Origin of the sequence: Mucilaginibacter sp. NFR10 (assembly GCF_900100445.1) — a bacterium.
Taxonomy (GTDB): Bacteria; Bacteroidota; Bacteroidia; order Sphingobacteriales; family Sphingobacteriaceae; genus Mucilaginibacter; species Mucilaginibacter rubeus.
The window spans coordinates 56364-70601 of sequence record NZ_FMTV01000003.1; the positions used below are offsets into that span (position 1 = coordinate 56364).

At 44.1% G+C, this 14238-nt stretch carries 12 protein-coding genes; 7 read left to right on the plus strand and 5 right to left on the minus strand.

Annotation, left to right across the window (positions count from 1 at the left end; genetic code table 11):
- Positions 1–2 precede the first annotated feature (2 nt).
- Entirely contained in the window at positions 3–1637 is a 1635-nt protein-coding gene (locus BLP33_RS11255; RefSeq protein ID WP_090527880.1) for an amidase, read from the minus strand.
- A gap of 62 nt (positions 1638–1699) precedes the next feature.
- Between BLP33_RS11255 and BLP33_RS11260 the strand changes: the two genes are divergently transcribed.
- Positions 1700–2044, plus strand: coding sequence for a hypothetical protein (locus BLP33_RS11260; RefSeq protein ID WP_090527883.1), 345 nt, complete (start codon positions 1700–1702; stop codon positions 2042–2044).
- A gap of 238 nt (positions 2045–2282) precedes the next feature.
- Here BLP33_RS11260 and BLP33_RS11265 read toward each other — a convergent pair whose 3' ends face one another.
- The 4 genes from BLP33_RS11265 to argH form a co-directional block, all read right to left on the minus strand.
- The gene (locus tag BLP33_RS11265; RefSeq protein WP_090527887.1) at positions 2283–2981 is read right to left on the minus strand and encodes a DUF1345 domain-containing protein; all 699 of its coding nucleotides are present in this window, start codon (positions 2979–2981) and stop codon (positions 2283–2285) included.
- A gap of 56 nt (positions 2982–3037) precedes the next feature.
- The gene (locus tag BLP33_RS11270; RefSeq protein ID WP_090527890.1) at positions 3038–3244 is read right to left on the minus strand and encodes a YwbE family protein; all 207 of its coding nucleotides are present in this window, start codon (positions 3242–3244) and stop codon (positions 3038–3040) included.
- A gap of 123 nt (positions 3245–3367) precedes the next feature.
- Complete coding sequence (locus BLP33_RS11275) at positions 3368–4465, minus strand: TlpA disulfide reductase family protein (protein WP_090527892.1); 1098 nt, start codon at positions 4463–4465, stop codon at positions 3368–3370.
- 44 nt (positions 4466–4509) lie between these two features.
- Positions 4510–5844: an argininosuccinate lyase gene (gene argH, locus BLP33_RS11280; RefSeq protein ID WP_090527894.1), complete on the minus strand. Its 1335-nt coding sequence runs from the start codon at positions 5842–5844 to the stop codon at positions 4510–4512.
- Between the two features lie 330 nt (positions 5845–6174).
- On the opposite strand from argH, the gene BLP33_RS11285 reads away from it, so the two are divergent.
- The 6 genes from BLP33_RS11285 (at position 6175) to BLP33_RS11310 (ending at position 14208) form a co-directional block, all read left to right on the plus strand.
- Positions 6175–8844: an alpha-L-rhamnosidase gene (locus tag BLP33_RS11285; protein ID WP_090527897.1), complete on the plus strand. Its 2670-nt coding sequence runs from the start codon at positions 6175–6177 to the stop codon at positions 8842–8844.
- A 138-nt stretch (positions 8845–8982) separates the two neighbouring features.
- Complete coding sequence (locus BLP33_RS11290; RefSeq protein ID WP_090527900.1) at positions 8983–9627, plus strand: START domain-containing protein; 645 nt, start codon at positions 8983–8985, stop codon at positions 9625–9627.
- 561 nt (positions 9628–10188) lie between these two features.
- Entirely contained in the window at positions 10189–10926 is a 738-nt protein-coding gene (locus BLP33_RS11295) for a (Fe-S)-binding protein (RefSeq protein ID WP_090527904.1), read from the plus strand.
- Complete coding sequence (locus BLP33_RS11300; RefSeq protein WP_090527907.1) at positions 10926–12314, plus strand: lactate utilization protein B; 1389 nt, start codon at positions 10926–10928, stop codon at positions 12312–12314. Before BLP33_RS11295 ends, BLP33_RS11300 begins: the two co-directional genes overlap by 1 nt.
- A complete protein-coding gene (locus BLP33_RS11305; protein WP_090527908.1) occupies positions 12311–12904 on the plus strand; it encodes a LutC/YkgG family protein in 594 nt (197 codons plus the stop codon). The genes BLP33_RS11300 and BLP33_RS11305 overlap by 4 nt, the downstream gene beginning before the upstream one ends.
- Before the next feature lie 566 nt (positions 12905–13470).
- A complete protein-coding gene (locus tag BLP33_RS11310) occupies positions 13471–14208 on the plus strand; it encodes an SDR family oxidoreductase (RefSeq protein ID WP_090527911.1) in 738 nt (245 codons plus the stop codon).
- Positions 14209–14238: the final 30 nt, after the last annotated feature.

A 14238-nucleotide genomic window follows, 5' to 3' on the forward strand; every position in this document is an offset into this window, starting at 1 on the left:
AATTAAGCAAACAGATCGGGCTTAAACAGCGGTGCTACCCGCTTTTTAGATGCCTGCTCATAAGCATATCCCAACTTTATGATGTCGCCCTCTTTGTAGGCTGTACTAAAAAACGATAACCCAACCGGCAGGCCATGGGCCAACCCCATGGGCACTGTAATATGCGGATACCCCGCCATAGCTGCAGGGCCAGAAAAGCTAAAACCATTATCATAGTCGCCATTTACCAGGTCGATACATACAGCCGGGCCATTAGTGGTACCTATGATGGCATCAAGTTTATATTTGGTCAGCATATCGTCAATAACTTTACGGGTACCTGTATTGGTTTGCTTAACTGCGTCAAGATATTCCTTACTGTTCAGGTCACCTTTGGCTTGAGCTAACTCCATCGTTTCCTGTTTAAAGAAAGGCATTGCTTTAACCTCATTTTGCTTGTTAAAGGCAATTACATCGGCCAGGGTTTTTATTTTGCTGTTGGCATTGCCAAAGTATTGATTAAGGCCCTCTTTAAATTCATAAAGCAGCACGGTAAATTCATTTTTGCCTATGGTTTTTAGCTCCTTGTTCAATTCTATCTCCACCACTTCGGCACCTTTACTTTTCAGGGTTTTGATGGCATCCTGTAATAATGCCACAACGGTTGGGTTATCATTAAGCGCAGATTTCTCAATCCCCAGGCGCTTACCTTGTAAACCATTGCCGTCTAAAAATTTGGTATAATCCGCCTCGATCCTGCCTTTACTACCAAGTGTTGCCAGGTCGAGCGTATCAATACCAGTAAGCGCACCAAGCAGTATGGCGGCGTCCCTAACCGTACGCGCCATTGGTCCGGCCGTATCCTGTGTTTTGGAAATGGGGATTATACCCGACCGGCTCCACAAGCCCACAGTTGGCTTAATGCCCACAAGGCCGTTAACCGATGCCGGCGACACTATCGAGCCGTTGGTTTCGGTACCGATGCCAATAACGCAAAGATTGGCTGCGACGGCGGTTCCGGTACCGGCACTTGAACCGCTGGGGTTCCTGTCTAAAATATAAGGACATTTGGTTTGCCCTCCCCTGCTGCTCCAGGCACTGGTTGAATGCGTTGAACGAAAGTTTGCCCACTCGCTTAAATTGGTCTTGCCCAATATCACCGCGCCCGCCTCACGGAGTTTATGCACTATAAAAGCATCCTGTTTGGCAAAATTATCGGCCAGCGCCATCGAACCGGCCGTGGTGTGCATGTTGTCGCCGGTATTGATATTATCCTTAATCAGCACCGGTATGCCATGCAGCGGGCCGCGCACCTTACCCTTTTCACGTTCACGATCCATCGCATCGGCCATGTTCAGGGCGTCTTTATTAAGCTCGATAACCGAGTTAAGCATGATGCCTTTTTTATCTATCTGATCAATGCGTTTCAGGTACAGCTCGGTAATCAGCCTTGAAGTAAACTGTTTGCTCTGCATTTTTTGCTGCAGATCGGTAATGGTTATTTCGCTCAGTTCAAATATTTCGTCCTTACTGTTATCGGCAGCGGCAGTTTCATCGGCTTTATTTTCGGCAGATGGCTGATTGCAGGAAGCCGCTACTAAAGTAGATATCGTTAACCCGGCTAATGAACCGGTTTTGAGGAAATTTCTTCTGTGCATAACTGTTTAAATAAAGGCATTACAAGTAACAAAATATTTAACTACTTTGAAAGGTGTGGAGGTTGGAGATAGTTAAATGTTACAATAAAGTGGCGGTGCAAATCGTGTTTACTCATAACAGGATAAAAACAGATGTCACGCTACCGGTCGAAGCATGGCGGGCAAGCCTCTACGAGCGAGTCTCCGACAAGCTACCCATGACATGTTTAAAAAATACATTTTTGTCAGCAGGTAAGCTTCGGGCAAAAACGGGCAGAACAATGGTGGCCTTGAGCGAAGGAAAGGGCATAGCAAGTTTTTGCAGAAGCTGGGGATATGTGTGGGCGAAGCGGGGCAAAATAATTGCAGCCGTGGTTCTGACCGTTTTGCAGGGAAAAGGCCGGGCGATGGATATTGGGGCAGGGTGAGCGCAAAGAAGCCTCTCTGCTGACTTGATTTTTTGGTTACTTTTTTATCAAGAAAAAAGTAACTGGCCCCGCGCGGCCAAGAGCGCGACGATGTAAGTTAACTACTAATGAAGCCTGTTACCAGTCTGTCGGGGATTGCTTCATTCCTACAGCAATGACGTGACGCAGATGTCATTTCACCTTCAGAGGCCACGGATTTAAACACTCAGCATGACACCCTATTTTTATTTATTTACCCTTATTTCGATATCATCCCCGATATCACATTAATGCTCAATGCCACGATAGCTGTATTAAACGCAAAAGAAATCAACCCGTGCAGCCAGGCCAGCCTGCGGATAGAGCGTGCGGAGATCTCCACGTCAGATACCTGGAAGGTCATGCCTACTACAAACGAAAAGTATACAAAATCGAGGTAATCCGGCTCTTTTTCATCACCCGGAAATTCAAGACCGCCGAGATATTTGAGTTTTTTATCATCATCGGGATCTGTAGTATAATACATATGGGCGTAACGCAAGGTGAATATAGTGTGTACCAGCCACCATGAAACAATAACCGATGCCATGGCCAATAAAACCCGTGCCGTCACAACCGCATCTGACTGGTTTTTTGTGGATAACAACAGGAACACTATTGCCAGCAAACTCATCATTGATGATACTATCACAAACAAAAATATTAGCGTGCGGCTTGAGTCTTCGATACTGGCTATTTTACGGATTTCGGCGGGGTTGGCCGTCAGAATAATGATCCAATCCATAATAATGATGCATAAACCAAATGCTATCCAGGTTACCAAAGCAACCGTTGGCGCCGAAAAACGCGCCCAGGATAAAAACAGTGTTATTGCTGCGGCCCCTAATGAGATCAGGAGGCGGTGATGGGCATCAAGACTAAAAAAAACTTTTGTTTTGGCTTTGGCTTTTTGAGGCATACAATTTAAGCTACACCATAAATATGATAATGTTTGATGTAGATTAAATGAAGATACTAAAAATCGTCTTCCTCAACAATCCAGGCTACACGGCCTATCTGCCCGTCATCCAACTGCACTTTTATTCCGCGCGAATGGTAGGCTGCGCTGGTTAACAATCGTTTTACGAAGCCGCGGGTAAGCGTACCGGTACGCTGATCTTTTTTTAGTATGATGTCAACCTCAAGGCCGGGATATATATCGCTTCTGTTTTGTCCGTTCATGACCGTTGATTGTTTTGATTACGTTGATTTCGCTGATTTTTATTTTCTTGATTTTGTCTGATTGATTTGATTTCACCGATTGATTAGATCGACAATAGTCTTATCGAAAAAACCAGGCAAATATCAATTTTTCGCAAGATAATCGGCTATAAAAGTTTTAACACGTTCTTCGTTGCCATTGTCAAAGCCATCAATTTTTTTTACAATCACATTTTTGTTGTTTACAAGGTATACTTGTGGGATAAAGCCTAAATTGTATTTTGCCTGAGCCTTTGCATATTCTTGTTGAGGTATGATTAGTTGCTGCCATAGCATATTTTCTTTTTTCAGTGCCTGTAGCCAATTCTCTTTTTTCGCATCTAATGATACACTTACAAATCTCACATCATCTTTACTAAACTTCTCTGTTATTCTTCTTAATGATGGAATTTCCCGCTTGCATGGCCCGCACCAGCTTGCCCAGAATATCACCATGTTCAACTTTTTCGTATTATCTATCAGGGTAACCGGTTTTGCTTCCTGATCGGCGAAAATACTATTGACGAATTGATTTTGGTTTAAAGGTTGATTATCTATAAATAGTTTAAGTCGTCTGCCATAATATGATGATTTTGCTTCATTGCCAAACATTGCGTAGAAGCTTTTCAACTCTTTGTGATTAAAGTAAAATCTAAGATTATTAAATGCATATAAAGTCCAATATGCGTCAGGCGCCCGCTTAATTATTCTTTCGATCCGTGCTGCCTGTTTATTTCTAACGGCGCCGTCTTCGCTCATCTGAATGAAAGGTAACGTGATATTCCTGAGATAAAAATCGGTCTGCGTACCACCATTCAGTACAGCGCCTGTATTTTTAGAAAAATCGCCGGTTATGGTTGTCAATCCTGGCCCCAATACGAAATCAGTATACTTGGAGTGGTTCTTTGCGGGCTCATAAGGGTTAGCAACAGCTATAGGTTTCCTGACCCCTTTTTCATCCAGATAACTTATAGAAACAAGGTTAGCAAAAAAAGCAGTATCCGACTGAAAGTTAAATTCAAATTTTCCATCTGTAACTTTAGCGGAGTCTGAAGGTCGGACCATCTGTGGAAAAACGGGCTTATAATAAACCCACTTACTTTTAAGGCCCCGTATGTCGCCTTTGATAGTTACACCGTTATTGCGTTTACACGAAAATAAGCTAATAAGTATCAACAGAATGAGGCAATAAGGCTTCTTCATAGGTTTAGTATCAGGAATTTAAGAGTTTCCCGCTACTAAGATAACTATTCAACCAGTCCTTTTATTGCCTGCTCTACTTTTCCGAAATCAAAATTATTGATCAGCCTATCAAATGAGGCAGCAATCTGCTCGTTACCAAGGTTACCAATGCTACCCTCGTGGGTATGGTTCACCGTTTTATCAGGATTAAAGTTGCCTGCTTCAATAGCCAAACCAACCTGCTTGTAAGCATCACGGAATGGCGTGCCGCTTAAGGTTAAACGGTTCACTTCCTCAACACTAAACAGGTAAGCGTATTTGGCATCATCCAAAATGTCCGTTTTTATGGTTATATTTTGCAGCATGAAGGTTGCCATTTGCAGGCAGTGTTTCAAATCGGCAAAAGCAGGAAACAGCAATTCTTTCAGTAATTGAAGCTCGCGGTGATATCCTGATGGTAAATTAGTAGTCATCATGGCTACATCGGTAGGCAGTGCTTGCAGGCGGTTACATTTGCCGCGCATAATTTCCCAAACATCGGGGTTCTTTTTATGCGGCATAATGCTGCTGCCGGTAGTTAATGCGTCCGGGTAACTTACAAATGAAAAATTCTGGCTCAGGTACAAGGTTTGATCCATCGCCATTTTAGCCAACGTCGCTGCTATGGTTGATATGGCCTGTGCAATGATCCGTTCGGTTTTACCACGGCCCATTTGTGCGTAAACAACGTTATAATTAAGGTTATCAAAACCTAAAAGCTGTGTAGTTAAAGTACGATTAAGTGGAAACGACGAGCCATAACCGGCAGCCGAACCCAGCGGATTTTTATTGGTAATGCGGTAAGCAGCCAAAACCAGTTCAAGGTCATCAACCAAACTTTCGGCATAGGCGCCAAACCATAAGCCAAATGATGATGGCATGGCCACCTGCAAATGGGTATAACCCGGCAATAAAACATCTTTGTGTTTTTCACTCAGTTCAATTAACTGGCGGAACAAAGTTTCGGTGCTTTCAACAACTTCCTGCAACTGGTGACGGAAGAAAAGCTTTAGGTCGACCAGAACCTGGTCGTTACGTGAACGGCCGCTGTGAATCTTTTTACCGGCATCGCCAATACGTTGCGTAAGCAGCAACTCAACCTGCGAGTGTACATCTTCCACATGCTCGTCAATACGGAAACCGCCTTTGGCAATATCTGCATAAATGTTTTTCAACTCGCGCTGAACAAGCTCAAGGTCGGTGCTGTCCATCAGCCCAACGCTTTGCAGCATGCGGGTATGGGCCAGTGACCCCAAAACATCAAACGCAGCCATTTGCTCATCAAATTCGCGGTCGCGACCAACAGTAAAGTTTTCAACCAGTTCGTTAACGTTGGTAGTTTTTTGCCATAGCTTGCTCATGGTGCAAATGTATAAATTATCTGAACCATGATTTATGGGATTTAAGGATTAACAGGATTTTTTGTCTGAACCAGGATTTGGTGGATACAAGCGCAACGCAGATTGTCTGAACTCCAATTTATTGTATTAATGAATTTTTCGAATTTGCTAATCATTCTGTTAATTTCTCAATTCAATAAATTCGAGTTCAGACAAAAAATCAACGTAATCAAATAATCAACGGTTCAGACAGTTCAGGATGCCAATCTCAATCTATCCGGTTAACATTGTTGATTGTGACAACATATCATAGGCTTTGGCCAATATTGTATAAACCGCTATCTTAACCACATGAAACACCCTCTATGTAAGCCATTGCTCTGCATTGTTTTATTATTTTTCTTTTTTTCAAAAATACAAGCCCAGACGCAAGGGGCTACAGGTCTTAAAAGTGAGTATCTTGTAAACCCGATAGGTATCGATAATACACATCCCCGCTTAACCTGGCTCATGAATGATAAAGCACAGGGAGCAGCTCAAAGTGCTTACCAGTTGTTTGTTGGTACAGATTCAGTTGCCGTTGTTACAAGTAAAGGCAACGCGTGGGCCACCACCAAAATTGCTTCGTCAAATAATCTTGTTATTTATAGTGGCCAACAACTAAAACCTTTTACTAAGTATTTCTGGAAGGTTCAGCTTTGGGACCGGGCAGGTAAAAAGCTTGCCCCATCAGCTATAAACAGTTTTGAAACCGGCATGATGGGCATGCAAAACTGGAAGGGCTCATGGATAAGCGATAACAAAGGTATAGCTGTTAACCCGGCTCCCTATTTCCGCAATACATTTAAAGTAGCTAAGCCAATCCGCTCGGCGAGGGCTTATATTGCTGTGGCTGGTTTATATGAATTATATCTCAACGGAAAAAAAATCGGCAATCACCGCCTCGACCCAATGTATACCCGGTTCGACAGGCGCACGCTTTACGTTTCATATGATGTTACCGCGCAGCTGCAAAGCGGTAAAAACGCAGTGGGCGTGTTGCTGGGCAATGGCTGGTATAACCATCAAAGTACGGCTGTTTGGTTTTTTCACCAGGCACCATGGCGCGGTCGCCCGACGTTTTGTATGGATTTGCGCATCACGTATACCGATGGTACGGTTGAAACCATAAAATCCGGCACCGACTGGAAAACCTCACTTAGCCCTGTAATTTTCAACAGCATTTATACTGCCGAGCATTACGATGGCAGGCTGGAACAACCGGGTTGGAACACCGCCAACTTTGACGACAGCAAATGGAAGCCAGTCATTAACCGTTCGGCCCCATCCATGAACATTGTATCGCAAGCTATGCAGCCTATCCGTGCGGTTGATACCATCAGCACCAAAAGCGTTACCAAAATTGACAGCGATGTTTGGGTGTTTGATATGGGCCGAAATATTTCGGGCGTAAGCCAAATTACTGTTAAGGGAGATTCAGGCACGGTGATCCGTCTTAAACATGCAGAAAGATTGAACAAAAACGGACATGTTGATCAATCAAACATCGATCTGCATTACCGCCCTACTGATGATAAAGATCCATTCCAGACCGATATTTTCATTTTAGGCGGCAAGGGCGAAGAAACTTTCTCCCCTCGCTTTAACTACAAAGGTTTCCAATATATTGAGGTGAGCAGCAGCAAGCCTATTCAAATCGGCAAAGAAAACATCAAAGCGTTTTTTATGCACAGCGATGTGGAGCCAATCGGTACCGTTAAAGCATCAAACCATACCATTAACCAAATCTGGACTGCCACCAACAATAGCTATTTGAGCAACCTGTTCGGCTATCCTACAGATTGCCCTCAGCGCGAAAAGAACGGCTGGACCGGTGATGCACACATTGCCAGCGAAACCGGCTTGTATAACTTCGACGGTATTACTGTTTACGAAAAATGGCTGGCCGATCATCGCGATGAACAACAGCCTAACGGCGTACTGCCATCCATTGTCCCAACTGGTGGCTGGGGCTATGAATGGGGAAACGGCCCCGACTGGACAAGCACCATCGCCATTATACCGTACAATATTTATCTGTTTTATGGCGATAGCAAACTGCTGGCCGATAGCTACACAGCTATCGAAAAATACGTAAACCACATCGACCAGCTTTACCCAACCGGCTTGACAACCTGGGGCCTGGGCGACTGGGTGCCGGTAAAATCGGTTTCGCCTGTTGAGCTTACTTCGTCTGTTTATTATTATACCGATGCCAGCATACTGGCTAAAGCAGCCAAAATATTAGGCAAACAGGTCGATTATGTAAAATATTCGGCATTGGCCAATAAGATCAGGACCGCCATCAATGCTAAATATTTAGATACTACAACTGGCCTTTACGGCAACGGCTTGCAAACAGAACTAAGCGTGCCGCTTTACTGGGGTATTGCGCCCGAAAACATGAAAAGCAAAGTTGCAGCTAACCTGGCCAAACGTGTTGAAGCTGATAATTTCCATCTGGATGTGGGGATATTAGGTGCTAAAGCCATTTTAAGTGCGCTAAGCGATAACGGTTACCCGGATGTGGCTTACAAAATAGCATCACAGGAAACATTCCCATCATGGGGATGGTGGATGGTTAACGGCGCTACCACACTATATGAAAACTGGCAAATAGATGCCAAATCTGATATTTCCCTCAACCACATTATGTTTGGTGAAATTGGTGCATGGCTGTACAAAGGTATTGCAGGTATCCACCCTGATCCTGAACATCCCGGCTTTAAAAATGTGTTGTTTCAGCCTCATTTTGTACCGGGTTTAAATGAGTTTGCTGCTACGCATAAAGGGCCTTATGGTAACATTGTTTCATCGTGGCAACGCACCGGTAGCAGTGTAACTTATAAAGTAAGCGTGCCTGCAAACTCAAGTGCAACAATTAGCTTCCCGGCTGGTAAAGTTTATCTTGCGGGCAAAGCAATCAACAACCCTGCGTTGTATAAAATAAATGCGGGCAGCTATGTGTTCGAGGTAAAATAATATCACCGCAAATGCCATAGTATTTTCATATTTTAATATCTGCGCATATCAAATGACCATTTACTGACAGGCCGGGGCAACCCCGGCCTGTTTTTGTATATAAATTTGTCACACCTTATTTACAATCACTGATACACCATGCGCAGGATACTTACTATCGTATTTTTATTATTTGTTGCCAAATTTGCCATGGCAGGCCCTGAAGAGCCATGGTCATTAAGCACCGACAAAGACGGCATCAAGGTTTACACCCGTCATATTGCAAATTCAAAAATCAAAGCCATAAAAGTAGAATGCACATTTAATGCCACTGCTGCTCAGTTGGTAGCTGTGCTTATGGATATTAAAACCTGCAGCGAGTGGGTTTATCACACCAAATCGGCTACCATTATTAAGCAGGTGTCGCCATCAGATATTTATTATTACTCGGAAGTAAACATACCATGGCCGGTGCATAACCGCGATTTCGTAGCGCATTTAAAGGTTACACAGGACCCTAAAACCAAAGTTGTCACTATTGACGCTCCGGTTATCTCAAACATGGTACCCGCGAAAGATGGCATTGTAAGGGTGGAAAATTCAACCGGCAAGTGGATTATTACTCCTGTTGATAGCTCCCATGTAAGTATTGTGTACACCCTGCACCTTGATCCCGGAGGATCTGTACCTGCATGGCTTATTAACATGTTTGCCGCACAAGGCCCTACCGAAAGTTTCAAAGGTTTAAAAAAACAATTGCAGAAACCGGCTTATAAGGATGTGAAGCTGGCGTATGTGCAGTAGTTCGCCCCCCGGCCCCCTAAAGGGGGAGTGTTACCAACGAATTTATAATTGAACCCACATTTCGCGTTAAGGATTGTAGCGGATACCGGCCAATGCGCATAAGGCCTGCAGGCGTATGAGCGGAAAGCCTGGCCGGAGGTAACGCCCATATTCTGAACCGGGATTTTTAGGATTAAGGGATTTATAGGATTTTACTTTTTGTTTGAACTCGAATTAAAAGAATTTATTGAATTTAGCCTGTTAATTCATCCCGTAAAAAGATTCTGTCATTTCTTTAAATTCAATAAATTCAGGTTCAGACAAATCCTGTCTTCCGAAAAATCCCCCCAAATCCCGGTTCAGACAAAATCCTGTCTTCCAAAAATCCCCCCAAATCCAGGTTCAGACAACTTGCAAATAAACGTCAGCATTTTGCAAATAAAATTGAAAACTCGTATCACACTTAGCTGTACTTTCGGTGGTAGTATATAACCGTTTAATTTGCCGGCAGGATACCAGGGGATAGTTGTGCAAATTATAAACGCTAATATTGCTTTAACCAATAAAGTAAACGTATAAACGATGAGAATTGCCTTGTTTGTTCCTTGCTATGTTGACCAGTTTTATCCAAAAGCGGCCATTGCTACGCTGGAGTTACTGGAGAAACTTGGCTGTGAGGTTCACTACCCTAAAAATCAAACCTGCTGCGGGCAGCCAATGGCCAATTCGGGCTATGAGCATTTAACCGGCGGCTGCAATAATCTATTTGTCGATAATTTTTCGGGATACGATTATGTCGTTTGTCCGTCGGGAAGTTGTACCCTGCACATCAAAGAGCATTTACATGCCGATGGAAAAGAGGAACAGGCAACAGAGATCCGCAAAAAAGTTTATGAGCTTACCGAGTTTTTGGTTGATATATTGAGAGTTAAACAGCTTTCGGCCAGTTTCCCATACAAAGTTGGTTTACACCAGAGCTGCCATGGTTTGCGTGGTTTACGCATAGCCCAAATGAGTGAGCTTGTTGCCGAACCATTCAGCAAACCGGCCCAGTTACTGGATCTGGTGAATGGCCTGGAACTGGTACAACTTAGCCGCCAGGATGATTGCTGCGGTTTTGGAGGAACGTTTTGTGTGGTTGAGGAGGCGGTATCGGCCAAAATGGGGAAAGACCGTGTAGCTGATCATATATCGCACGGGGCGCAATATATTACCTCGGCCGATCTTTCGTGCCTGATGCACCTTGAGGGCATCCTGCGTCGCCAAAACAGCGATGTTAAAGTAATTCACGTAGCCGAAATTTTAAACAACAGCCTGTAATGAGTACCGCTACTACCAAAGATCACCCGCATTTAGCTGCCGAATTTAACCGCGATGAGCCCCGTGTAAACTGGCATGATGAAACCCTATGGTGGGTACGTGCCAAACGGGATATTGCCGCTCATAAACTCCCCGAATGGGAATTGCTGCGCGAAACGGCATCCCAAATAAAATTCAACGTACTCTCAAACCTGAGCACCTACCTGGAGCAGTTTGAGGCCAATGCCACCAAAAATGGGATCATAGTACACTGGGCGGCCGACGCCACAGAACATAACCAAATTGTACACGGCCTGCTTGAACAAAAAGGCATTACCAAAATGGTAAAAAGCAAATCGATGCTTACCGAGGAATGCCATTTAAATGAATACCTGAAAGAGCAGGGCATTGATGTAATTGACTCCGATCTCGGAGAGCGCATTGTACAGTTGGCCAATGAACCGCCAAGCCATATTGTGCTGCCTTGTATCCACAAAAAAAAGGAAGAGATAGGTGATATTTTCCACGAACATTTAGGTTCGGCCAAAGGCGAATCAGATCCTAAAATATTGACTGAAACTGCCCGTCAACATTTGCGCGAGGTATTTTTAACCCGTCGCGCAGCACTTACCGGTGTTAATTTCGCAGTGGCCGAAACAGGTGAGTTCGTGATCTGTACCAATGAGGGTAACGCCGATATGGGAGCGCATTTAGCCGAGATCCATATCGCATCAATGGGCATCGAAAAGCTTATTCCAGAAAGGAAACATCTTGGTGTGTTTCTGCGCCTGCTTACCCGCAGTGCTACCGGACAGCCTATTACCACTTACTCGAGCCATTTCAGCAAACCGCAGGAAGGCACCGAAATTCATATTGTTATTGTTGATAACGGGCGCAGCATTCAGCTGGGTCGCGAGGAGTTCCGCAACTCGTTGAAATGTATCCGTTGCGGGGCTTGTATGAATACCTGCCCGGTTTATCGCAAAAGTGGCGGTCACAGCTATCATACCGCCGTTGCCGGGCCAATAGGATCCATCCTGGCCCCTAACCTCGACATGAAAAAATATGCCGACCTGCCATTTGCCTCTACCCTTTGCGGTTCGTGCAGCAACGTGTGCCCGGTTAAGATAGATATTCATGACCAGCTGTATAAATGGCGGCAGGTGATTGTGAAGGAAGGATATTCGCCCAAAGCCAAAACTATGGCCGTGAAGGCCATGGCATTGACGCTGGCATCGCCAACTTTATACCGCATGGGAGGCAAAACCGGGCGACTGGTGTTTAAATATGTCCCATTTGCGGTAAACAATAAATTAAACCCATGGTACAATCAACGCGAAATGCCAAAAGCACCCGATGAATCGTTTGGCGAGTGGTATGCCAAAAGGAAAGGAGCAAAAAACTCATGAGCCGGGAAAAAATATTAGCTGCTGTAAAATTTAATCAGCCCGCTGCTATGCCGCTGCCAGATATGGAAGTGCTGAATAAGCTAACCGATGTCAGAACTGATCTGGTATCAAAATACAAAGCCATCGCGACAGCAGGCGGCAGCTTTGTTTATGAGGTTAGTGGCTTTGACGAGATCAAAACCATCATTAATAATGAATTTAAAGCCGGCGTTAAGATCATATCCGCCCTTAACGAACTGAGCGATTATATTTACGCCGAAACTGTAAAGCACGAAGACGGTCACACTTTTGCCGATGTAGAGTTGACCGTACTCCGCACCCAACTTGGCGTTGCCGAAAATGGAGCCCTTTGGCTTACCGAAAAAGATATGGGCAGCCGCGTACTACCTTTTATTGCCCAGCATTTGGCGGTAGTGATTAGCAAAGATGATTTTGTACCTACTATGGCGCAGGCTTATCAAACTATTGGCGATGCTGATTACGGCTATGGCTCGTTTATTTCCGGCCCTTCAAAAACTGCAGATATTGAACAGTCGTTGGTTATAGGGGCTCATGGGCCAAGAAGTTTATCGGTGTTTATACTTTCTTAAAGATCTTTTAAAAGCGACCTAAAAGTAACGTCATTGCGAGTAACCATCAGGGAAGCCCTGAAAAAAACGTAATGACATGTAAAATATATTTTAGCGGTGTTGCGCGTGGGCCGCGTTAGGGATTGCAGTGTAAAGTCCACAGCGCGTAGAGAAGTTGCGGGCAGGAAAGGCGAGGACTTGCAACGGAAAGCCCGGGCCGCAGGCAACGCCCATGTTATGAAATTTATCAGAAAAATATACTTAATAACCTGTACTGTTTGGGATTGCTTCGTACCTCTGCAATGACGCTTTTCATTTGCATCCCCCCCAACTCTCCCCCCTAAAAACCTTATCTCGCGCTCGTTTGTAACGAGTGTGTAACATGGGTTTGCGTTTGTAACGCAACTGGCAATGCAATCGCCAAACCATTTTAAGCACTCGTTACAAACGAGCGCAAGAACTTAACTTACTAAGCCCCATACTTTTACTCTAAAAATCAACAATTTACAACAATGACAAATATATGATACAAAAATATACCGATTGGTATATTTTTGTATTGTCAAAACTAAAGGACACATAACAACATGAAAACTTCACAAAATACAGTATTGATAACCGGCGGCAGTGCCGGCATAGGTTTTGAAATTGCAAAACAACTATCAGCTAAAAATAACCATGTAATTATCATTGGCCGCAACCAGGAACGTTTGGAGAAAGCAGCCGCTCAATTACAAAATGTAACCGCTATTAAAGCAGATATCTCAAATGCAGATGATGTAGAGGCACTAACCGCAAAAGTGAAAAAAGATTTCCCTCAGCTAAATGTGGTGATCAATAACGCCGGTGCAGCTTCAATCAATGACCTGCTTACCACACCTAATGTTTTTGAAAACGCGCAAACTGAAATGTTTACCAACTATATTTCAGTAATCCGCCTTAACGAAAAATTGCTTCCTGTTTTACAACAGCAAAGCGATGCCGCCATTGTTAACGTATCGTCAATAGTTGCTTTTTTGCCTGGCAAGCAAACTGCTACCTATTCGGCAACTAAAGCTGCCTTGCACTCTTATACCATTTCATTGAGGGCAGCTTTGGAAAACACCAATGTTAAAGTATTTGAGTTGATGCCTCCATTGGTTGACACCGAATTTTCGGCAGAGATTGGCGGTCATAATGGGATCCCGGCTTCGCAAGTTGCCGATGAATTTGTATCCGGTTTTGAAGCCGACAACTACGAGATCCGCGTTGGTGGCACCGAACCATTCTACCGCTTGTTCCTGTCAAACCCAGCCGAAGCATTGAAAGCTCTTCACCAGAGATAATTCTCTGGCTTAATTTTTTTATCCTAAAAA